Consider the following 20858-nt stretch of genomic DNA (forward strand, 5'->3'; position numbering starts at 1 on the left):
CCCCGCGACGTTCGCCGAATGGGAAACCGGTTTCTCCGCGGGGCGAAACCGTGAGGTATGAGCCACTCACGCACCGTCGAGATCGAGGGCCACATCATCGACAGCGGGACGATGCAGCGCTGCTTCGGCGCGGTGATGGACCTGGGCGGTTCCTTCGACGTCGAGCAGTTCGACGTGGGGACCCACGAGGAGGCGGAGTCGTACTGTCGGATGGCGGTCTCGGCCGAGAGCCCGGAGACGCTCCAGGCGATCCTCCACGAGCTCCACCAGAACGGCGCGGTGCTCGAGGATCCGAGCGACGTGGAGCTCGTGACGGCGCCCGCGGACAAGGTCGTCCCGCCGGACTTCTACTCGACCACGAACCACCCGACCGAGGTGCTGTACGACGGCGAGTGGATCGACGTCGAGCGGATCGAGATGGACTGCGCGCTGATCGTCGATCCCGAAGGCGGTCCGGACGGCGGTCCCCGAGCGTACACGAAGGTGCTCAACGCGGTCGAGGAGGGCGACCTCGTCGCGACCGACCAGTCCGGCATCCGCGTGAACCCCCCCGAGCGCCCGCGCAGCGGCGGCGGCGCGTTCGGCTTCATGCAGGGCGGCGTCTCCTCCGAGCGCCCCTCCGAGTCGACGATCCGCGAGGTCGCCGAGGAGCTCCGCGAGGTGACCGAGGCCGACGGGAACGTGATGGTCGTCGCCGGTCCCGCCGTGATCCACTCGGGGGCGGGCGACGCGCTCGCCGAACTGGTCGAGGCGGGCTACGTCGACTCGCTCTCGGCGGGCAACGGCTTCGCCACGCACGACCTGGAGCGCTCGCTGTACGGCACCTCGCTCGGGATGGACGTGGAGACGCTCGAACACCCGCGGAAGGGGCATAAACACCACATCTGGACCATCTCCGAGATCATCCGGGCGGGCGGGATCGAGGCCGCCGTCGAGGACGGGATCGTCACCGAGGGCGTGATGTACCAGTGCGTGAAAAACGACGTCGACACCGTGCTCGCGGGCTCGATCCGCGACGACGGGCCGCTCCCGGACACGATCACCGACGCGGTCGAGGCGCAGGACGCGATCCGCGAGCAGGCCCACGACGCAGACATCGTGTTGATGCTCGCGACCCTGCTCCACTCGGTCGCCGTCGGGAACTGTCTCCCGTCGACGACCAAGACCGTCTGCGTCGACATCAACCCCGCGACGGTCACCCAACTGCTCGACCGCGGCTCCGCGCAGGCGGTCGGGATGGTCACCGACATCGGGACGTTCGTCCCCACGCTCGCGGAGTTCGTGCTGGAAGGTGAGGACGGCGGAATCGCCGTCGCCGACGGCGACGGACACCCCCACGCCGAGGAGGAATGACCGCCGAGATTCGGCCGTACGACCCCGAGACCGACGCGGACGCGCTGTACGATCTGAAGGCGGCCTTCGAGCGCGGGCTCGGCGAGTCGACCGGGGGCGAGGGGAAGGCCGCCGCCTACGAGGGGAAGCTCACCGACGGCTACCGCGAGCGGTGGCTCGCGTGGGTCGATCGGTGCGTCGCCGACGACGAGCGGTGCGTGACGGTCGCGGTCGACGAGGGCGGCGAGGACTTCGACGAGAACGGCGACGACGACCTCGTCGGCTACGTCTTCGTCCTCCCGGAGCGCCTCGCGATGGTCTGGGACGCCGCCGTGGTCAACGAGCTCTACGTCGCCCCCGAGCACCGCGGCACCGGCGTCGCCGACGACCTGATGGCCGCCGCCGTCGCGCTCGCCGGCGATCAGGACCTTCCGCTCGACCGCCTCGTGCTCGACGTCGACCCCGCGAACGAGCGCGCGAAGGCCTTCTACGACCGTCACGGCTTCGAATCGTGGGGCGAGATGGTGGCGCGCCCGCTCGACGGCTAACGCTCCGAACCGGCGGGCGCCCCGCCTGCTCCGGATCGGTTCGCAGACACGTTCTTCTGTTTGGCCCTCGTTGCGTGCCGCATGCGAAGCGTTCAGCGACTCTCCGTGGCGGCGGGGCTCGTGCTGATAGCGGCCGCGTTGAGCGCGTTCGCGGCGCCCTCGCTCCCCGAGCGCGTGGTCACGAACTGGGACGCCGCCGGCCGGCCGGCCGGGACCCTCCCGCGGGCGACCGCCGTCTGGCTGTCTCCGGCGATCATGGCCGGACTGGTCCTGCTTCTGGCCGCCCTGCCGCGGATCGACCCGCTCCGCGAGAACGTCGCCGCCTTCCGCCCGACCTACGACTGGTTCGTCGTCGCGCTGACGGCGTTCCTGTTCGTCGTTCACGCGGGGATCCTCGCGTTCAACCTCGGCTACGAGTTCCCGTTCACCTCCCTGATCGTGGCCGGCGTCTCGCTGCTCGTCTACTACGTCGGCGCCGTGCTCCCTCGGACCGAGCGCAACTGGCTCATGGGGATCCGAACGCCGTGGACGCTCAGCAGCGACGCGGTGTGGGACCGGACCCACCGGCTCGGCGGACGGCTGTTCAAGCTCGCCGCGCTCGTCGGCCTCGCGGGCCTGGCGTTCGGCGAGTACGCGGTGGTCCTCCTCGTCGGACCGGTGGTGACGGCCGCGGTCGTCTCGGCGGCGTACTCGTACGTGGCGTATTCCCGCATGGAGCGCGGTGACGGCGGCTCGGTCGACCCGGGATCCGAGACGTAACGGCGAGCCGCCCGCGGAGCCGTCGCGTCACCCCGCGCCGTCAGGACCCGAGAACGCCGGACAGGAGTTATGTGGGTGCCCGTGCCATCTCCGAGTATGAGCTACCTCGTTGCAACCGACGGATCGACGGAGGGCGACGAAGCGGTCCGCTACGCCGCGCGACAGGCGGTCGCGTTCTACGAGACGCTGGAGATTGCCCACGTGTTGACGCCGGACTCGGAGCTGGTCGACGGGACGATCATCCTCCCGGGCGAGGAGGCCGCCGTCGAGGCGGGCCAGGGCGTCCTGGAGAGCGCCCGCGACATCGCCGAGGAGGCGGTCGGCGACGAGCCGATCGACGTGGAGACCCAACTGCTCACCGGTCGTCCCGCCGATGCGATCACGGAGTACGCGGGCGAGGCGGCCGTCGACGCCATCTACGTCGGCCACCGGGGGCTCTCGGAGGAGCGCGAACAGGTCGTCGGCAGCGTCGCGAAGAGCGTCGTCGACAAGGCCGACGTGCCGGTGACGGTGATCCGGTAGCTGTCGGCCGGTAGATCCGACCGCGTCGGCCGCTCCGCCACGCTTTCGACGCCCAGACCGGGGACGCCGGCGTCACAGGCGCCGGAAAGAACCGCCATTATCGGTCCTTAAAAGCCGTGTTGTGCCCTATTACGGTTGATGCCTGAAGACTCACTCGTCACGGCGGACTGGGTGGAATCGAACCTCGAGAAGTTCGAGAGCGACGACCCGGCCTACCGGCTCGTCGAGATCAACAACCCGACCGTCACCGACGAGTCGGAGTACACGCCCTACGAGGAGGGCCACATCCCGGGCGCGCTGAACTTCGAGTGGGACGAGGTGTTCACCGACGAGACGGAGCGCGACATCGTCTCGAAGGAGGACTTCGCGGCCCGAAACGGCGAGGGGGGCATTCAGGCCGACACCACGGTGGTCGTGTACGGCGGCGGGCGCGTCCCGAACTGGTTCGCGCTGTTCGGCTACTGGATCTACAAGTACTACGGCCACGACGACGTGCGCGTCATCGACGGCGGGAAGGGGTACTGGGTCGAGAACGACTACCCGCTCACGACCGAGGAGCCCGACTTCACGCCCCGCGAGTACGAGGCCCGCGGTCCCTTCGAGAGCGTCCGCGCCTACAAGGACGACATCGACAAGGCGATCGAGGAGGGGATCCCCATGGTCGACGTGCGCTCTCCCGAGGAGTTCTCCGGCGAGGTCATCGCTCCTGAGGGGCTCAACGAGACCGCTCAGCGCGGCGGCCACATTCCCGGCGCGAGCAGCGTCCCGATCGGCACCACGCTGAACGAGGACGGCACGTTCAAGAGCGCCGACGAGCTCCGCGAGCTGTACTCGGACGCCGGCGTCGACGGCGACGAGTCGACGATCACCTACTGCCGCGTCGGCGAGCGCTCGTCGATCGAGTGGTTCCTCCTGCACGAGCTGCTCGGCTACGACGACGTCCGCAACTACGACGGCTCGTGGACCGAGTGGGGGAACCTCGTCGGCGCGCCGATCGAGACGGGCGAGTAGGGCGGTCCCGGCGCCAATTTTAGGACGTTATCGACCGATTTCCGGCTATGAGCCTCCGATACGCCGTCGTCGGGTTCTGCGCCGCTCTTTTCGGCGTCGTGCTGATCGTCTGGCCGCGACGCGTCGCACGCGCGAGGAACAGCGGAGCGGCGAACCCCGAGCCGACCACCGGCCTGGTCCGACTGACGCGATACGTCGGCGGACCGTTGCTCGTCGGTCTTGGGCTGTTTCTGACCGCCTCGTCGCTCTGACAGCCGGCCAGCCGACGTTTGACATTTTCCGGCCGTGCAAACCTATATATGGTTGTGTGTAGTATTGTGAGGTATGCAACAAAATGTTGGTGCGACCGATAAGCGCGTCAGAACGGCTCTCGGAGCGGTCCTCGGGATCACCTCGCTCGGAACTCTCGGCGGCGCGTTGCCGCTCCCGGAACTCGCCGCGCCCGTGCTCGGCGTCGCCGCGCTTCTGATGCTCGGAACCGCCGCGACCGGTACCTGCGGGCTCTACGCCCTGCTCGGCGTCGACACGTGTCCGGCGTCGGTGGGCGAGTCGCGATAAGACGAGGGACCGGCGCCGGCTGCAAGGCCCTGGCGCAGTTCGCGCTGTTCGGACTGGCCGCCGTCGTCCTCACCGTGACGACCGCCCCTTCGAGTCGCACCCGAGCGCACGGCACGGTTCGTTCGCACTGAGCGATCGCCGATACCGGGGCCGCGCTATCGCTCTCGGTATCGATCGAAACGCCGGAAAAAGCCGCAATCGGGCGCTTACTCGTCGTCGTCGATCAGGTCGCCGAACACCGAGGTCGCGGTGTCGGGCACGTCGAAGTCGTGGTAGTGCTCGCCCTTCTCGTTCGAGAGGATGTTGAGGGCCGCGGCGGCGCCGTCGCCGGCCGAGATTACCGCCTGCCACTCCTCGGCGCGAACCATGGCGCCGGTCGCGTACGCCCCCTCGACGCTCGTCTCCATCGAGACGCCGACGTCGACGAGGTCGCCGTCGAACTCGCAGCCGAGCGACTCGGCGAGGTCGCGGCTCGCGCCCGTCGCTAACACGAGGTAGTCGGCCTCGTACTCGCCCGCCTCGGTCGTCACGGCGAAGCCGTCGCCGGCCGCCTCGACCGCGGTGACCTCCTCGCCCTGCTTCCGGTCGACGCCGAAGTCGTCGGCCTGCTGGCGGAGGGTCGCGAGGAACTCGCTGCCGCCCACCGAGCCGATTCCGGGGTAGTTGAACAGGTGCGCCTTGTGCATCCAGGTCTTGTCGGTGTCGAACAGGACCGCGTCGAGCCCGTTCTTGCCCGCGAACAGTCCCGCGCTGAGCCCTGCCGGTCCGCCGCCGACGATTGCTACGTCTGCCATACGGATCGTAACGGGCGCACGCTGATAAGGGCTGGCGAAAGCGGTCATCGACACGGCACGTCGGACGATCGTAGCGAGATCGGAGGAGATCAGACCCCGTCGCTACTCGGAGAAGTCGGACAGCGAGCCGTGACGTTCCGATCCGGGGACATCGGCGTCGCCGTCGTCGGAACCGTTCCCGCCCGCGGTGTCGCGCTCGCTGAGAGGGTCGCTCTCGTGCTCGCTGAGAGGGTCGCTCTCGTCGTCCGAACCCTCGTCGTCCGGGGCGCCGTCGCCCCACGGATTCTCGGGATCAACCGGTTCGACCGCGCGGTCGAGGTCGTCGGCCGAGTAATCGGTCTCGTCGTCGAGGAGCATCGCGAGTCGCAGCCAGCGCGCGCTCTGGTCGTCTTCGCCCTCCGGCCCCACCCGACCGCCGTGGGTCTTGAAGAAGTGCGTGCCGCGGTCGCGCCGCGCGCCCTCGCCGGTGTGACCGTCGAAGACCGCGTCGAACTCACCTTCCGGTTCGAGGTCGCCGACCGGGAAGTCGTGGGCGGGCTCCTCGCCGCGCTCGCGCGCCTCGGCGCGGACCTCGGCGACGGCGGAGAAGTAGGCGTCGGCGTTCGAGGCCTCGCGGGTGGAGCGCGCGCGAGCGGCCGCCAGCGCGGCGTGGATCGCGCAGATCCGACCCTTCCACTCGGCGGGCTCCCAGCGCTCGGTGGCGAGCTCCTCGTAGCGCTCGATCGCGAGCGCCACGTCGCTGCCCGCGCGGAGGTCCTCGACGACGTAGAGGTTCAGGCGGTCCCAGAGGTTCCAGGCGTAGCCGGAGCGGGCCAACTCCCACGCGGCCCACGCGGCGACCTCCTCGTCGGAGCGGCGCACCGCCTTCTGGAGGAGGCTGGAGACGACGTACCGGCTGTACCCGCCGTCGGTCTCGTTGGCCTCTTTCTCCTCGCCGAAGTCGTTCTCGCCGGTCGCGTCCGGCGTCGTGTCGGTCTCCAAGCTCCCGTCCGACCCGAACGTCGCCTGTCGATCGTCGCCGTCGGCCATACCCTCGCTCCCGCCCCGAGCGACTTAAAAACCGCGCGCGGCGGGTGGGGTGAGGAGTTCCAATCCCCCCCGCGGTACGGCGGATCACACCGGTTCTGAAAGGGAACCCTTAAGTTGGATCCAGCGGGTAGAATACGGTAACCGCCCTTAGCTCAGCCTGGTAGAGCAGTCGACTGTAGATCGACTTGTCCCCCGTTCAATTCGGGGAGGGCGGACTTCCTGCCTTTGCGCTCTGTTGCCGAAGAGATCCATGCTCCCAGGCGATTTTCGTTATCTCACTGGAATATAATTGGTCACAAACCGAGGGTGACTGTCGCACTGTCTTTACGTATATCTGGCTGCCCACAGTGGAGAACAGCATTGGCTTATGAGGGTCACGGGCGCACAGTCCTCCTTAGCTGAGGCAGGGCGATGCTTCAACGAGAGACGCCGTGCCGATCTCAGGATACCTTTACTCGACCGTGTTAACACGGGCGTGTGCAATTTCCCATCCCCGTCGACGGTTTTACAATAGCCGCCCCCTTGATATCTTCATAATCATAGTACAACGCAGGGATTTCTCAAGTTTTGAATTTGCCTGTGACACAGCTTCATGGAGGAGTTGCTCTCACAGTGGTTGAATTTGCTTTGGTTCTGAGTACTAAGTGAAAGACATTTCAAGTATGTTGTATTTAATCAGGTATGGTAATAGACATACGTAATGCCCTGTTCTCCTCGCCCCGAAAGTGGGCTGTCTCGCTTATCCAGGTAGCGTTGGTGTCCCCAGTCTGTATTTGCATCTTCATTTTATTATATCGACAATATGAATCACTAGGTACTGAACTAATCCAGACGTCTATCATTTTACTTTTTTTCTTACTATTTGGGAGGATGTACTTCGTAGAATATGAAGCTCGAAGCACTAGGAGCACGGTCATACACGGCGAATCGGAGCGCGATGTTCTCAGAATAGCACGTGAGACAGTTCTGGATAAGCCAGTCTCCTCTTTTGTTAGATTGGTTCTGTTCGTCGTTTTTTCAGGCTTTGTAATCCTTTACTCTCCTATCCCGCCAGATATTCTCTCAATGATTGTTCCCCTCTTTTTCTCTATATTCGTCGCATACTTACCCGCTTATCTTCTTCGGGAATCCCTGACGGAGAACGCAATGAACATCATATACCTATTAACTAGTATCGTAGTCTTATTCTTTATAACAAAAGTTCTGCTTAGAACTCAAAATCTACACCGTCTAACTGCATATCTTGATTGTCTTCGTGTGCCTGCTCAGTGTCTGACAAATATACCTAATACAGAGAGCTCAGCATTTACTGCCGAAGTTTCTAAGGATAGTGTACTATTCAATGGTGTATATGCTCTTATGATCTTACTTATTGGGGGGTTCACTAAGAGTTGGACCGTTTTTTCAACTTGGTTAACTAGTGATCATTCAGAAGAATATTCTATTGTTAAACACTACGTCAGACTCCTTTTACCCAACGCCATCCTGTATGGAGAGTATGACGGAGAGCACACATTATTCAGAGAAGTACGTTGGAGGACTGTAGACAATCTCCTTCTCTGGGCAAAGTGGACTGTAACTATCACTCTGCTATTACCACCTCTACTTTTGGTGGTTGATCTCGCGATCACTGGGTTTAGCCGAGAGTCGACTTTCTATGCGGAATTAACCATGGCGGCAGTGCTCTCACAGTCGGTTATCATTCTGGTTGTGGACATGCTGACTCCGTATAAATCACCACCATGGCTCACTTACACCATCTCGGAAGAAAATTAGAACTATATACGTTATCAATATTTCTCGATGTAGAATTCGCGGAGATTTTTCTCAGATGTTATCCAGATTCTTCCGGAGAAACTGGGTTAATCTACTTCGACGGCAAGCGTGGGTTCCCTGGTAATTATCCATCCCATATTTGAAAATAATTGGTAGATCCTCCAACTACGACTGCTCTGATGAAAGGACAGAAGTCACACAAACGCCCGCGTCCGCGCCTCCGTGTGTTCGCTCACGACTTCGTCGACGCCCTCTCGGTCGAGCATCGCTTTGTGGAGCGCCTCCGCGGTCGTCAGCAGTTCGCTCACGTCGTCGGCGTCGTCGATCCCCTCGTCCCACGCCTCGCGCTCGCCCGGTCGGAAGACCTCTCGATCGTCGAGGGCGGCGACTAGCTCTCGCAGATCAGTGCGATAAGCCTCCAGCAGGGACATGTGCCAGGGACACTCGGCGCGTCGGGCATACGTCTTTCTCCTCGACGGACCCGTGGAGCGTCAACGATCAGAGTACCGATCCGACCTTGACTCGCCGAACCGGTACCCTCGATGGAAGTCCCCTACACCTGTTCCGGTCGGCTTCGGCGGTCGCCGGGAGACCACGACTCACCCATCAAACCAGCAACATACTCCCCAACTTCTTACATACCTATTTAATATCTATTACGTTCATTATTTAAGAATGTCCGTAGGACAGGAGCTACTCGACGTACCGTTCCCCGAGATGATCGCGAGCATGGGTCAGGGGATCGCGGACGCACAGAACCAGTTAGACATGAACTCGGTCGAGGTCGCGAAGATCCTCGCCGACACGGAGATCGAGGTCATCCCGGCGATCACGCGGACGATCGATACGGACGGCGACGTCACCTACTCCGAGGCGGACCCGATCGACGTCTCCCTGCTGCAGGCCGGGCTGTTCCCGACGTTCTACCAGTTCTCGGAGGCCGTCATCGAGGTCGAGATGGACATCAAGACGACCACCGAGCGCGAGACGAACATCGACGTGAGCGCCGAGGCGCACGCCGGGTTCGGCCTCTGGGGCGGGAGCATCCAGACCGACGTGAGCCACAACCGCAAGTTCGGCAAGGAGGTCCACGGCACGAGCAAGCTGAAGACCACGATGGTTCCGGTGCCGGAACCGCCGTACCTCTTCCCCGAGGTCGAGACGATCGACCAGCGAGAGCCCGAAGTCGAAGAAGAGACGGAGTGACCGAATCCGAAAGAGACGGAGTGACCGAACCCGCCGCTCACTCCGCCCGTGCGCTTTCGCACGAGATCCGCATCGGCGGAGGAGAGCGGCATCGCTGAGACTCATGCCATTACGAGCACATCACCTACCATCGCGCAGTATCGCCCCCGCTCGACCGTCCGACGCGGTCGCGGACGTCCCGTTCGACGACCTCGTCTACCTGCTGGCCGCCGGCGTCGCCGACGCCCAGACCGAGCTCGACGCACACGCCGTCGAGACGTTCACGACCCTCGCGGAGACGGAGGTCGAGGTCGTCCCGACGCTGACTCGCACCATCGAGTCGGACGGGACGGTCACGACGGACGCCGCGGCGACGGAGCGTCGATCCCTGCTCGAACTCGGTCTCACGCCCGATCGATACCAGTTCAGCGATGCGACGATCGAAGTCGATGTCGACGTTAGCGTCGCCGAAAGCGACCGAACAGAGAGCGGGCGTTCGGATCGGGCGTTCGGTCTCCGGGCGGGCACCCAGTCCGTGATCGACCGGCGAACGTTCGACCGCGAGGCCGGCGCGAACGCCCGGCTCGAAGCGCGGCTCAAACCGACACCCATGCCGGCCGCGGCCGGAGCCAGCGAGACGGACGAGACGAGCGACGGGCTCGCCGCCGGCGACGGAGGCGAGCGTGCCGACTGACGAGTGGCTCGCGCGTCCGCTCAAGGAGTTCATCCGGACGGTCGCGTTCTCGGTCGCGGAGGGGCAGGAGGAGCTCGACCGGCGGTCGATGGAGGTCCAGCGCGCGATCGACCGCGATGTCGAGGACGGGACCCTCGCGTACGACCTCGACGCGTCGTGGCTCAGGTTCGCCGACGTCGAGGCGGACCTGGAGATGACGCTGTCGATCGAGGGACAGGAGATCCGCGATCCGGAGACCAACGAGGTCCGCGCCTACAAGCCGGTCGTGAGCGCCGTTCCGCTGAACCACCGCGTCACGAACGAGTACGATCTGGACGCCGAGATCGCCAGCGAAGTGCGGCTTCGCATCGCTCCCGTCCCGCCGGAGTCCCGCAACCCATGAGCGACCGCGAGCGGTCCACCGTCGACGCCGGCGCGACGCGGTTCGCCGAGACGTTCCAGCTGGAGGAGATCCCCCAGCTCGACGTCGGCAAGTTCGAGACCGTCGAGCGGGCGGCGGTCGAACGGCTGATCACCGAACAGCAGGAGTCGCTCGTTCGCCTGCAGACCGACGTGCTCGACGTTCGAAGCGAGCGGACCGCCTTGGAACGCCAGCTCTCGAAGGTCGAGGCACAGCGCGAGGAGCTTCGGGAGCGGGTCGGTGAGCTGGAGGCCCAGCGGCCGGCGGTGGAGCCGAAGCAGGTCTTCTCGAACCTCGGCGCGGCGCTCGAAGAGGTCGACGACGACCTGGCGAGCGAGCGCTACCGCGTCGACGACGTGGACTTCACGCTCAAGACGAACGTGATCCAGACGGACGACGGGATCCGGATGCACCTGCCGTCGCTGGACGAGTCGTCGGTGTCGGCGAATCTCAGCGAGGTCTCGTTCCGGCTGCGCGCTCCGCGCGGGGAGCCGGAAGACGCCGGATCGGGGTACACCGACGTGCCGGACCTGCGGGGCCAGCCGCACGAGGTCGCGGCGCGCCGGCTCGCCGCGGCCGACCTGACCGTCGGGGCGGTCGAGCGCGTCGCCGATCCGGAGATCGAACCGGGCGCCGTCATCGAGCAGTTCCCCGAGCCATACGCCGTCGCCGAGCCCGGGTCGCCCGTCGATCTGGTACTCTCCGAAGGGCCGGAGAGCCAGACGGACGCGGCGAGCCAGACGGACGCGGCGAGCCAGACGGACGCGGCGAGCCAGACGGACGCGGCGAGCCAGACGGACGCAGACCCGGCTCCGGAGTCTGACGGCGACACGGGAAGCGAGGACGACGGCGCCGGCCAGGCAGAGGAAGATGGCGCCGACCAGGCGGAGGGCGACGACGCCCCACCGGAGAAGCTCGACGGCGACACCGAGCGAGCGCGCATGGAGGCGTTCAGACGCGCGATAATCGGGGTGGATCCCGAGAACGGTCCCGCGGTCGTCGAACGGCTCCGCCGCGCCGGCGTCACCGACCTCGAATCGCTGGTCGAGCTGGACCCCGAGAAGATCGCCGCGGAGCTCTCTCTGCCGGTCGAGCAGATCGCCGCCCTCCAGAAGCGGCTCGGCGGCCGAGACGAACCGATCGCGCTCGAAGAAGTGACCGGGATCGGCCCGACGTACGCGGGTCGTCTCCGTGAGAAGGGCGTCCGGAACGTCTCACAGCTCGCGGCGCTCGACCCCGACACCGTCTCGGAGATAACCAAGGCGTCGACGAGTCGGGCCGAGGGCTGGATCAAGGAGGCGACGCGGATGGCGGCGGACCGATGAGCGTCGCGGAGCGGTTCGGCGCGTCCGTCGAGGTCGCCGGACCGGACCCCGAGGCGGAGGGGTTCTTCTTCGTGAAACGGCGGGACGCGGTCGACCACGATGCGTTCGTCACCGGTCTGCTCGGACTGGTGGGGACGGCCGGCCGCCTCGTGCTCCACCACCAGTCGGGGTTCGCGATCGTTCGCCTCTCCCACGGACGCGCTCAGCAGCTGGGACGACTCCCGTGGATCGACACCGTCGGCGGAATCCGGTTCGATCCGGAGCAGTTCGCGGCGGTCGCGGGCGCTCCCGTCGCGTGAAGGGCCGGCGCGGCCGGTTCCGTTTTCTGCAAGGAGTAATACGTCTGGAGAAACGAACGTCTCGGCATGGTCCCGTCGTCGGAGCCGCTCTCGCTTCGCGAGCGGTTAGACACACTGACCCGCCAGCGGGGAGACATCACGGTGCTTCACGTCGATGACGAACCGGGGTTCGCGGAGCTCGTTTCCATCTATCTCGAACGCGAAGGGGAGGCGCTGGAAGTCGTCACCGAAACGAGCGTCGAGGACGGGCTCGATCGGCTCGAAACCGGCGGCGTCGACTGCGTCGTCAGCGATTACGACATGCCCGGAACCGACGGGCTGGAGTTCCTCGAAGCGGTTCGAGCGGAGCACCCGAACCTCCCGTTCATCCTGTTCACCGGCAAGGGAAGCGAGGAGATCGCGAGCGAGGCCATCTCGGCGGGCGTCACCGACTACCTCCAGAAGCAGGGGGGAACGGACCAGTACACGCTCCTCGTCAACCGGATCGAGAACGCGGTCCAGCAGTACTACGCCACCAGAGAGGTCCAGCGAGGGTTCCACGCCATCGAAACCACGCGGGAGGGGATCGCGTTCCTCGACGAGGAGGGTCGGTTCCTCTACGCCAACCCGGCGTACGTCGACACGTACGGCTACGAGCGCGAGGAGATGATCGGAGAGCACTGGGAGATGCTGTATCCCGACGATCACGTGAGCAGGGTGTACGAGGAGATCCTCCCTTCTGTCCCCGTCGAGGGGGAATGGACCGGAGAAAGCGTTCACAAGCGCAAAGACGGGACGCGGCTGGTGGTCGACCACGCCCTCTCGTACTGCACCGAGGGGACGCTGCTCTGTTTCATTCAGGACATCACGGCACAGGAGGACGAGGAGCGGGCGCTCGAAGGCGGGCGACACCGCCTCTCCGAGTTCGTCGACGCGGTCGAGGAGTACGCGATCGTCGCGCTGGACCCCGAGGGGTTCGTCACCAGTTGGAACCGGGGAGCGGAGCGGCTGAAGGGGTACTGCCAGGAGGAGATCGTCGGCGAGCACGTCTCCGTGTTCTACCCGGACGAGAAATCCGAGGAGGGGTACGCCGACGAGCTGTTAGAGACCGCACGCGACGCCGGCTCGGCCACGGACACGGGACGGCGCGTTCGCAAGGACGGGTCCACGTTCAGGGCGGACGTCGCCATCACGGCCGTCTTCGACGACGACGGCGTCCATCAGGGGTTCCTCAAGGTCACCCGGGACGTGACTCGACAGCGAGAGGCGAGACGGGAACGCGAAGTCGAACAGGACTTCCTGGATAAGGCGCTCAACGTTCTCGACGACCTCTTCTACGCGATCGACGACCACGGGAACATCGTTCGCGTGGCCGATCGCGCGACGGAGGTGACGGGCTACTCTCGGACGGAGCTCCTGTCGATGTCACCCGCTGACCTGTTCCCGCCCGAGGACCGACAGCGGATCCAAACGGATATCGACGAGGCGTTCGAAACCGGGTCGGCGACGACCGAAGCCGACCTGCTGACGAAAGACGGGCGCACGGTCCCGTACGAGTTCCGCAAGCGTCGGCTCACGGACACCGAGGGGAACCAGTTCGTGGTCGGTATCGGTCGCGACATCAGCGATCGCAGGCGCCGCGAGCGCCGGTTGCGGCGCCAGTTGGACCAGTTCGAACACTTCGGAAGCGTGCTCTCACACGACCTGCGGACGCCCCTGGAGACGGTTCGGGGCCGGCTGGAGCTGGCCCGAGAGACCGGCGACGAGGGGCACCTCGCGAAGGCCGACGCGGCGCTCGAACGGCTCGACGACATCATCGACGACCTGGCGGCCGTGATGCGAGAGGGCGAACTCGTGAGAGAGTTCACAGACGTGGAGCTACGGGAGTGTCTACGGGACGCCTGGAGCTCACTGGAGACCGCCGAGGCGACGCTGACGGTCGAGGGGAACGGAACGATCCGAGCGGACGAGGACGCGTTCAGACGGCTGGCGGAGAACCTCTTCAAGAACAGCATAGAACACGGCGGCGACGACGTCCACGTGACCGTCGGAACCCTCCCTGACGGCTTCTACGTCGAAGACGACGGTCCGGGGATCCCCCCGGCTGACCGCGATCGCATCTTCGATGCCGGCCACTCCACGAAAGCGACCGGCGGCGGATTCGGTCTGGCGAGCGTCCGGCAACTGGTGCTCGCACACGGCTGGGAGATCACGGCGACGGAGGGGGAGGGAGAGGGCGGGAGGGAGGCGGGCGGCGCCCGCTTCGAGATAACGGACGCCGACGTCGAGACCGGGAGCTGAGCCGGGCCCTCCGGGGTCGGCATCCATCGACGCGGGACACCGCCGGCGGGGGAGCAGGCGGTCCCGTCGCCGCTCGACGGTCTCGCGGACAAGTTGCCTGCAGCAGGCCGGTTCTCAGTTCGATTACTCGCACCGACAGCGTATTTATCCCTCGCATGCAACCGTTCAGACATGACTCTTGTCGTGGTACCGGTCCGGTTCCCGCCGTCGTCCCACTCCGAGGCGACGCTGCGGGAGGCCGCTCGTGTCGCCGAGGAGCGCGACGCCGAACTCACGATCCTCCACGTGGACCTCTATCAGAACTCGGGCGGCGTCTCCCGCAGCGACCTGAAACGCGCCGTCGAGGAGCGGATCGGTCGGCTGGACCGCGCGCGGTACGTCGTCCGTCGGGGGTTCCTCGTCGAGGAGACGATCTTGGAGGAGGTCGTCGCCGAGGGCGCCGACGTGGTCGTCATCGGCTCGAAGCAGGCCGGGCGCTGGCGGCGCATGGTCCAGAAGCTCCTCTCTGACCCCGACATCGACGCGTTCCTGCGTACCGAGCTCGACTGCACCGTGATCACGGTCGACGCCGACGGCGACACCACGGTCAACGAGACCGGCGAGAGCGACGACGACGCCGCGCCGCTGCCCGGGGACGGCGCGGGAGATTGATGCCGCTGCCCGGGGACGGCGCGGGGGATTGATCGAACTCAGGCGCTCCCGCTGTCGCCCGCGACCTCGTATCGGCGCTCGTACTCGATGACGGTCGCGACGCGGTCGGCGATCTCCCGACCGAACTCCCGCTCGACGAGGTACAGCGCCAGGTCGATCCCGGAGGTCACGCCGCCAGCGGTGAGCAGGTCGCCGTCGTCGACGACGCGCGCGTCCACGACCGTCGCGCCCGACTCGCGGAGCTCGTCGACCGCGGAGGCGTGGGTGACCGCGCGCCGCCCGTCCGTGACGCCGGCCTCCGCGAGCAGCATCGCTCCGGTACAGACCGCGGCGGTCCGGACGCCGGCGGCGTGGTACTCGCCGAGCGCGCGCGGCACGTCGCCCTTCTGCGCCTCCGCCCACGCGCTCGCCTCCTCGTCTCGCGCGGTCCAGCCGCCGCCGGGGACGACGAGCAGGTCGGGGGCCTCGTCGCCGCCCGGGTCCGGGAGCACGCCGTCGACGCCGACGCGCGTCCCGTGGCTCGCGGTCACCCGCTCGCGCTCGTCGAGGGCGACGTACCGGACGCGCCCCGGTTCCTCGCCGGACTCGGCGCCGTCGCTCGATCCGGCGTCCGCTCCCTCGCTCGCCTCCGTCGCGGCGAAGCCGAGCGCGTAGTCGAACACCTCGTACGGGCCGACCCCGTCGAGCTCGTCGAACCCGTCGTACAGCAGAACGTCGACGTCCATCGTCCAGACCGCACGCGTCCGACCGTCATGTGCGTTCCCTTCGCCGATGCACGCGCCGCCTCGCCGAGTCGCCGGCGCTCCCCCTCGACCTACTTCCTTTCGGCGGTCGATCGTCTCACGTCGAACCCGGCGGCCGGGCTGCGCAGACCCGGTCTGGTGCGGGCGTCGAACGCGAGAGCGCAGGCCGTGAGAGGCGGTAACGCAACAGGATTCTCCGCGGGCGCCCTCACTCGAACAGGCTGTCGACGGTCCGGACGAACCGGTCGACGATCCGGTCCGGGAGCGACGGCGACACCTCGTCGAGGAGCGCCGCGGTCCGCTCGGGGCGCGCGAGCGAGAGGCGCAGAGGCCGGTCGTCGGACTTCTCGACGATTCCGCTCTCGACGAGGGTCGAGGCGTGCCACGAGACCGTGCTCCGCGCGATGCCGAGACCCTCAGCCAGCGTCGCCGGGCGGGTCGGGCCGTCGGCGTGGAGTCGAACGAGGATGCCGCGTGGGGTCTCCCGCCGGAGATAGGCGATCGCCCGTCGCTCCCACGGGTCGAACGCCGGGTCGAAGTAGTGGGCGCGGCCGCCGATCCGCTCGACCGCGATTTCGCCGTCGCGGACGAGCCGGCGGAGGTGGTACTGCGCCTGTCCGGTGGCGATGTCGAGGTCGCGGCCCACCCGGTTGAAGTGGACGCCCGGCGTCTCGCGGACGTGTCGACGGACCCGGGATCTGGTGTCCGGCATGGCTTCGTCGCGAGCTACCGGATCGGCACGTAAAACGCACTCGGGCGTTCCCTCCGCGCGGGACCGGTCGGCGGGTGTATTCTTGTGGCTCGCCGCAGTACGACTCGACAGCGTGACTCCGACTCCCGCGACCGCGGCCCTCGGCGGCTGGGGCGTAGAGGGCTCGCTGCCGATTTTGGCCGTCGTGTTCGTCGCCGGCGCCGGCACCGGGCTCCTCTTTCTCGTGAGTCTCGTCGCGTACCGCCGCCGCCGGGGCGCGCAGTACGGCCTGATAAGCGTCGCCGTCGGCGCCCTCTTCGCTCGCTCGCTCGTGGGGGCGGGCACCGTCTTCGGCGTCGTGCCGATGCCGGTCCATCACTTCCTCGAACACAGCCTCGATTTCCTGATCGCCGCGGTCGTCCTCTACGCGGTGTACGCGTACGCTCCGGGATCAGTGAGCGACGACGCGGCGTCGGACTGACCGAGGAGCGGATCGGTCACCGTCTCAGCCGCCGAACCCGCTGCGGATCTCCTCGATGACCGCGTCGACGCGACGGCCGTACGCCAGCGCCGCGCCCGAGACGACGGCGCCGAGGAGGGACCAGACGACCAGCGCGGCGACCGCCCGTCCCGTCGCGACGAACTCCCCCTCCGGCGCGAACGCGACGCCGATCACGTGCTCGAAGACGAGCCCGCGGAACGCCCCGTTCGGCGTGAGCGCGAGCGCCTCCGGGATAGTCGTCGGCGACGCCCCGGCCGCGAGCGAGCGGAGCAACGCGAGGTCGCCGCCGAGCACCCCCGCCACGAGCGCGAGGACTCCGAGCGCGATCGCGCTGCGCCGGCTCGCGGCGAGCGCGGAGACGGCCGCCGCGAGCGACACGTACGCCGCGCCCAAGAGGAGGACGAGCGCGAGGAACCGGACGAACAGCACCGGCGAGTCGACGCCGGTGTGGGTCGCGAATATCCCCGTGTCCGGCGCGGCGGTCAGCCAGACGACGCCGCCGACCAGCGCGTACGGGACGCCCACCACGGCGACCAGCGCGACCGTTCGCGCCAGCAGCACCCCGACGACGTACTCGCCGACGCGCACCGGGTACGTCCGGATCACCGCCAGCTCGCCGCTTTCGGCGTCGGAAAGCAGCGCGCGATACCCCAACACCACCGCGACGAGCGGGACGAGCACCTCCGTCGGGAGGAGCAGATCGACGACCGCCGGCACGAACCCGGTCGCGCCGCCGCCGCCCGCCGCGAGGAGGCCGACGACGACGAGGAGCAGTCCCGCCGCGAGCACGCCGTAGCCGGGCGTCCGGACCACCGTCGCGAGCTCGCGCCGGAACACGGTCGCGACCCCGGAGAGCGGACCGGTCATCGGTCCGACACCCCCGTGACGTGGACCGCCGGCTCCGTTTCGTCGCCGTCGCTTCCGCTCCCGTCGCTCCCGTCGCCGTCGCCCTCGTCCCGAGCCGGCGCACTCGTTTCGCCGACCACGACGCGGTACAGCTCCCTCGCGTCGGCGGCGCCGTGCTCGTCGAGCAGTCGGTCCAGCGGGCCGGCGACGGCGATCTCTCCGCGGCGGAGGAGCACGACGCGGTCGGCGTGCTCGTCGACGAGGTCGAGCGCGTGGGAACAGACGACGACCGCCGTGTCGGCGTCGGCTCGCTCGGCGGCCGCGCGGAACGCGCGCTCGCGCATTCCGGGGTCGAGGCCGCTCGCCGGCTCGTCTAAGGCGACGAGCGAGGGGTCGCCGAGGACCGACTGCGCGATGCCGAGCAGTCGCCGCATCCCGCCCGAGAGCGCCTCGACCCGCCTGTCGCCCGCGTCGCCGAGGCCGACCCGTTTGAGCGCCGCGTCCGGGTCGTCCCCGACGAGCCGCGCGTAGAACGCGAGCGTCTCGCGAGCGGTGAACCCCTCGCGGAACGGCACCCGCTGCGGGAGGTACCCGAGCGGCTTCGGGCCGGTCGCCCCGGGGAGAGTCACCTCGCCCGCGGTCGGCTCCGTCGCGCCGACGAGGACCCTGAGCAGGGTCGACTTCCCGGAGCCGTTCGGGCCGACGACGGCGGTGACGCCCGGCTCGAACCCGATCGACACCGATTCGAGCACCGGCACGCCGCCGTACGTCCGGGTCACCCCCGAGAGGGTCGCGACCGGCCCGTCAGGCATCCGCGACACCTCCCGTCGGCGGTGCGGTCGTCGGACCGGCCGGTCGCGCTCCCGGATCGATACTCCCTCCCGTCGCGTTCCGATCGCGTGTGTCCATCGTCGTAGTCCCGGTATCACCGTTCAGTTCGGCGCGCCAGTCGGCGCCGACCGGTCCCGCGTCCGGATCGAGCGCGGCCGCCAGCCGGTCCGGCGAATACGGCGCCGCCGCCGGCGCCGGGTCGATGATGCTCCCCGAGCGCGCCCCGGGGACCGTCCCGCGGAGGCGGTCGAGGAGAGCGACCGCGGGCGACTCGCGCACGGCGACCGCGGCGACTTCGCGGTGGAGCGCGGCGTCGACCGGCGATGTCGGGCGGTAGGCGCGCTCTCCGGGCTCGTGGGTCCCGACGTTCGCTCCCTCCCAGTAGTTCCCGCGGTCGCCGTCGGCCCAGATCCGGAGCGCGCCCGCCCCGGCGCCCGCGTGGTCCGCGTTGCCGACGAAGTCGTTCGCGACCACTCGACTCGACGGGACGACCGTGGTCGCGCGCGCGCCCTCGTCGTTTCCCGCGACCACGTTGCGCTCGTACAGCGATCCCCGCGAGCTTGTCGAGAAGCCAAGCTCGTTGCCGACGAGGGTGTTGTACCCGACGTACGTCCGGGTGCCCGAGGCCTGGATCCCCGCGCTGGAGTTCCGCACGTCGTTGCCGACGATCGCGTTGCCCGAGGGACGCGTCATCACGGTGACCCCGCCGAACAGCTCGTTTCGGAACGCGTTGTCGGCGATCAGCGCGTCGCCCGTGTACATGAGGTGCGCCCCGTACCGGTTGTCCGCGAACGTCGAGTTCCGGACGACCGAGCCGTCGGCGCGGTGGAGGTAGATCCCGTCGCGGCCGCCCTCGAAGACGCTGTCGGTCACCGTCACGCGCGACTGCATGCCCGTGATCCCCATGAACCCGTCCCGCCACTCGTCCGTTCCGTTGACGCGGAGGTCCCGGGCCACCGCGTGGGACCCCTCTCGCAAGAGCAGCCCGCTCGCGTTCGCCTCGATCGTCACGTCGTCGACGACGAGACCCGGTGCGCCGATCGCGCGGATCCCCGCGTCGCCGTGGCCGTAGCCGAGCTGGATGTTGGTGTCCCACGTCCCGTCCCCACCGTCGCGCCCCTCGCGCGCCGCCTCCGGATCGCGGGTCTGTCCGCCGCTCCCGTCGATCGAGAGCCCGGTGAGCGCCACGTCCGGCGCCCGAACCGTGATCACCGACCCGTTGCCGTCGCCGCGGATCCGCGCGTCCTCGCCGGCGACCGTGACCGACTCGTTCACCGTCAGGGTCTCCTCGTACGTCCCCGGCGGGACGACGACGGTCGTGTTCGCCGGCGCGGCCGCGACCGCCGCCTCGACCGTCGGCGCGTCCTCGCTGACGACGACGGAGACCGGCCGGTCGGCGCGGCGCTCGGCGGCCGCGATCCGCTCGTCGGCCGCGGTCCACCGGTCGGGGGCCGTCCCGCGCACCGCCGCCGCGGAGTCGGTGTCGAACGACCGGCTCCGGACCACCTCCCAGTCGACCGCCCGCCCGCCGTGGTCGGCGACGAACGCCTCGGCGGCGTCGCGTTCGCGGAACGGGACGACCGTCTCGCCGGCCGGGCTCCGGGCCTCGCTGCCGACGACGTACACCGCCTCTTCCGCCGGCGTCCACTCGCCGAGCCGCTCCGATCTGAACAGCCCGGTCTCGGTCGTCCCCGGCCGGGCGTCGTCAAACGTTTCGACGTAGACGGTGATCGGGTAGCCGAACTGGCGTTCGGTCCGCCCGTCGCCGACCGTCGCCACGAACGACTCGACGCCGTTGTAGCCGACCACGTACTGGAGCTGCGAGTAGAACACCTCGGTCCGCGGCACCCTCGCCGACCCGGCCATCAGCGCGTCCGTCTCCGAGGAGAGCCCGAGCTCGACCACGTCGTCGTAGGCGACCGGCGACGGCGCGGCCGCCTCGGGGTCGGCCGCGAACGCCCCCGCGGTCGCCGCGGCGGCGACGAGGAGGAGCCCGGCGAGCGCGAGCCGGACCGCCAGCGACGGATCGGCGTAGGGATCGAAGCGCGCCACGGGTCGATTTCTACCGCTCGGGGTTTATCC

At 67.7% G+C, this 20858-nt stretch carries 24 protein-coding genes and 1 tRNA gene; 17 read left to right on the plus strand and 8 right to left on the minus strand.

Features of this window, described 5'->3' with window-relative positions; genetic code table 11:
• Positions 1-57 precede the first annotated feature (57 nt).
• From C471_RS02395 to C471_RS02425, 7 genes are all read left to right on the plus strand, one after another.
• Positions 58-1353, plus strand: a complete 1296-nt coding sequence (locus C471_RS02395; RefSeq protein ID WP_004046367.1) for an ornithine cyclodeaminase — start codon at positions 58-60, stop codon at positions 1351-1353.
• The gene (locus C471_RS02400; RefSeq protein ID WP_004046368.1) at positions 1350-1880 is read left to right on the plus strand and encodes a GNAT family N-acetyltransferase; all 531 of its coding nucleotides are present in this window, start codon (positions 1350-1352) and stop codon (positions 1878-1880) included. Before C471_RS02395 ends, C471_RS02400 begins: the two co-directional genes overlap by 4 nt.
• Positions 1881-1961: 81 nt before the next feature.
• Positions 1962-2639: an SdpI family protein gene (locus C471_RS02405; RefSeq protein WP_004046369.1), complete on the plus strand. Its 678-nt coding sequence runs from the start codon at positions 1962-1964 to the stop codon at positions 2637-2639.
• A 96-nt stretch (positions 2640-2735) separates the two neighbouring features.
• Positions 2736-3161: a universal stress protein gene (locus C471_RS02410; protein WP_004046370.1), complete on the plus strand. Its 426-nt coding sequence runs from the start codon at positions 2736-2738 to the stop codon at positions 3159-3161.
• A gap of 138 nt (positions 3162-3299) precedes the next feature.
• Positions 3300-4172, plus strand: coding sequence for a sulfurtransferase (locus tag C471_RS02415; protein WP_004046371.1), 873 nt, complete (start codon positions 3300-3302; stop codon positions 4170-4172).
• A gap of 47 nt (positions 4173-4219) precedes the next feature.
• On the plus strand, positions 4220-4423 hold the full coding sequence (locus C471_RS02420) for a hypothetical protein (protein ID WP_004046372.1): 204 nt from the start codon (positions 4220-4222) through the stop codon (positions 4421-4423).
• Positions 4424-4496: 73 nt separating this feature from the next.
• Positions 4497-4730 carry a YgaP family membrane protein gene (locus C471_RS02425; protein ID WP_004046373.1) on the plus strand — a complete coding sequence of 78 codons (234 nt, stop codon included), beginning with the start codon at positions 4497-4499 and terminating at the stop codon, positions 4728-4730.
• A 206-nt stretch (positions 4731-4936) separates the two neighbouring features.
• Here the strand turns inward: C471_RS02425 and C471_RS02430 are convergent, their stop codons facing one another.
• Together C471_RS02430 and C471_RS02435 are read right to left on the minus strand one after the other, a co-directional pair.
• On the minus strand, positions 4937-5524 hold the full coding sequence (locus tag C471_RS02430; protein WP_004046374.1) for an NAD(P)/FAD-dependent oxidoreductase: 588 nt from the start codon (positions 5522-5524) through the stop codon (positions 4937-4939).
• A 102-nt stretch (positions 5525-5626) separates the two neighbouring features.
• Entirely contained in the window at positions 5627-6553 is a 927-nt protein-coding gene (locus C471_RS02435; protein ID WP_004046375.1) for a hypothetical protein, read from the minus strand.
• A gap of 141 nt (positions 6554-6694) precedes the next feature.
• Between C471_RS02435 and C471_RS02440 the strand changes: the two genes are divergently transcribed.
• Positions 6695-6768: transfer RNA gene (locus tag C471_RS02440), tRNA-Tyr, on the plus strand.
• Between the two features lie 655 nt (positions 6769-7423).
• Positions 7424-8329, plus strand: coding sequence for a hypothetical protein (locus C471_RS16795; RefSeq protein WP_152421799.1), 906 nt, complete (start codon positions 7424-7426; stop codon positions 8327-8329).
• Positions 8330-8523: 194 nt separating this feature from the next.
• Here C471_RS16795 and C471_RS02445 read toward each other — a convergent pair whose 3' ends face one another.
• On the minus strand, positions 8524-8760 hold the full coding sequence (locus tag C471_RS02445) for a hypothetical protein (RefSeq protein WP_004046376.1): 237 nt from the start codon (positions 8758-8760) through the stop codon (positions 8524-8526).
• 244 nt (positions 8761-9004) lie between these two features.
• On the opposite strand from C471_RS02445, the gene C471_RS02450 reads away from it, so the two are divergent.
• The 7 genes from C471_RS02450 (at position 9005) to C471_RS02480 (ending at position 15163) form a co-directional block, all read left to right on the plus strand.
• Positions 9005-9535: a hypothetical protein gene (locus C471_RS02450; RefSeq protein ID WP_004046377.1), complete on the plus strand. Its 531-nt coding sequence runs from the start codon at positions 9005-9007 to the stop codon at positions 9533-9535.
• 103 nt (positions 9536-9638) lie between these two features.
• Positions 9639-10208 carry a hypothetical protein gene (locus C471_RS02455; RefSeq protein WP_004046378.1) on the plus strand — a complete coding sequence of 190 codons (570 nt, stop codon included), beginning with the start codon at positions 9639-9641 and terminating at the stop codon, positions 10206-10208.
• Complete coding sequence (locus tag C471_RS02460) at positions 10198-10590, plus strand: hypothetical protein (protein ID WP_004046379.1); 393 nt, start codon at positions 10198-10200, stop codon at positions 10588-10590. Before C471_RS02455 ends, C471_RS02460 begins: the two co-directional genes overlap by 11 nt.
• Entirely contained in the window at positions 10587-11933 is a 1347-nt protein-coding gene (locus C471_RS02465) for a helix-hairpin-helix domain-containing protein (RefSeq protein ID WP_004046380.1), read from the plus strand. Before C471_RS02460 ends, C471_RS02465 begins: the two co-directional genes overlap by 4 nt.
• Positions 11930-12232 carry a hypothetical protein gene (locus C471_RS02470; protein WP_004046381.1) on the plus strand — a complete coding sequence of 101 codons (303 nt, stop codon included), beginning with the start codon at positions 11930-11932 and terminating at the stop codon, positions 12230-12232. The genes C471_RS02465 and C471_RS02470 overlap by 4 nt, the downstream gene beginning before the upstream one ends.
• 66 nt (positions 12233-12298) lie before the next feature.
• Complete coding sequence (locus C471_RS02475; protein ID WP_004046382.1) at positions 12299-14512, plus strand: PAS domain S-box protein; 2214 nt, start codon at positions 12299-12301, stop codon at positions 14510-14512.
• Between the two features lie 171 nt (positions 14513-14683).
• Entirely contained in the window at positions 14684-15163 is a 480-nt protein-coding gene (locus tag C471_RS02480) for a universal stress protein (RefSeq protein WP_004046383.1), read from the plus strand.
• Positions 15164-15201: 38 nt separating this feature from the next.
• On the opposite strand, the gene C471_RS02485 is transcribed toward C471_RS02480, so the two are convergent.
• Complete coding sequence (locus C471_RS02485; protein WP_004046384.1) at positions 15202-15888, minus strand: DJ-1/PfpI family protein; 687 nt, start codon at positions 15886-15888, stop codon at positions 15202-15204.
• A gap of 226 nt (positions 15889-16114) precedes the next feature.
• Positions 16115-16618, minus strand: a complete 504-nt coding sequence (locus C471_RS02490) for a winged helix-turn-helix transcriptional regulator (RefSeq protein ID WP_004046385.1) — start codon at positions 16616-16618, stop codon at positions 16115-16117.
• 112 nt (positions 16619-16730) lie between these two features.
• On the opposite strand from C471_RS02490, the gene C471_RS02495 reads away from it, so the two are divergent.
• A complete protein-coding gene (locus tag C471_RS02495; RefSeq protein ID WP_004046386.1) occupies positions 16731-17078 on the plus strand; it encodes a DUF7471 family protein in 348 nt (115 codons plus the stop codon).
• Between the two features lie 24 nt (positions 17079-17102).
• On the opposite strand, the gene C471_RS02500 is transcribed toward C471_RS02495, so the two are convergent.
• The 3 genes from C471_RS02500 to C471_RS02510 are packed head-to-tail and all read right to left on the minus strand — an operon-like array spanning position 17103 to position 20828.
• Positions 17103-17966, minus strand: a complete 864-nt coding sequence (locus tag C471_RS02500; RefSeq protein ID WP_004046387.1) for an ABC transporter permease subunit — start codon at positions 17964-17966, stop codon at positions 17103-17105.
• Positions 17963-18757, minus strand: a complete 795-nt coding sequence (locus tag C471_RS02505; RefSeq protein WP_049908928.1) for an ABC transporter ATP-binding protein — start codon at positions 18755-18757, stop codon at positions 17963-17965. Before C471_RS02505 ends, C471_RS02500 begins: the two co-directional genes overlap by 4 nt.
• Positions 18750-20828 carry a right-handed parallel beta-helix repeat-containing protein gene (locus tag C471_RS02510; protein ID WP_004046389.1) on the minus strand — a complete coding sequence of 693 codons (2079 nt, stop codon included), beginning with the start codon at positions 20826-20828 and terminating at the stop codon, positions 18750-18752. Before C471_RS02510 ends, C471_RS02505 begins: the two co-directional genes overlap by 8 nt.
• Positions 20829-20858 lie beyond the last annotated feature (30 nt).

Origin of the sequence: Halorubrum saccharovorum DSM 1137 (genome assembly GCF_000337915.1) — an archaeon.
Lineage (GTDB): Archaea > Halobacteriota > Halobacteria > Halobacteriales > Haloferacaceae > Halorubrum > Halorubrum saccharovorum.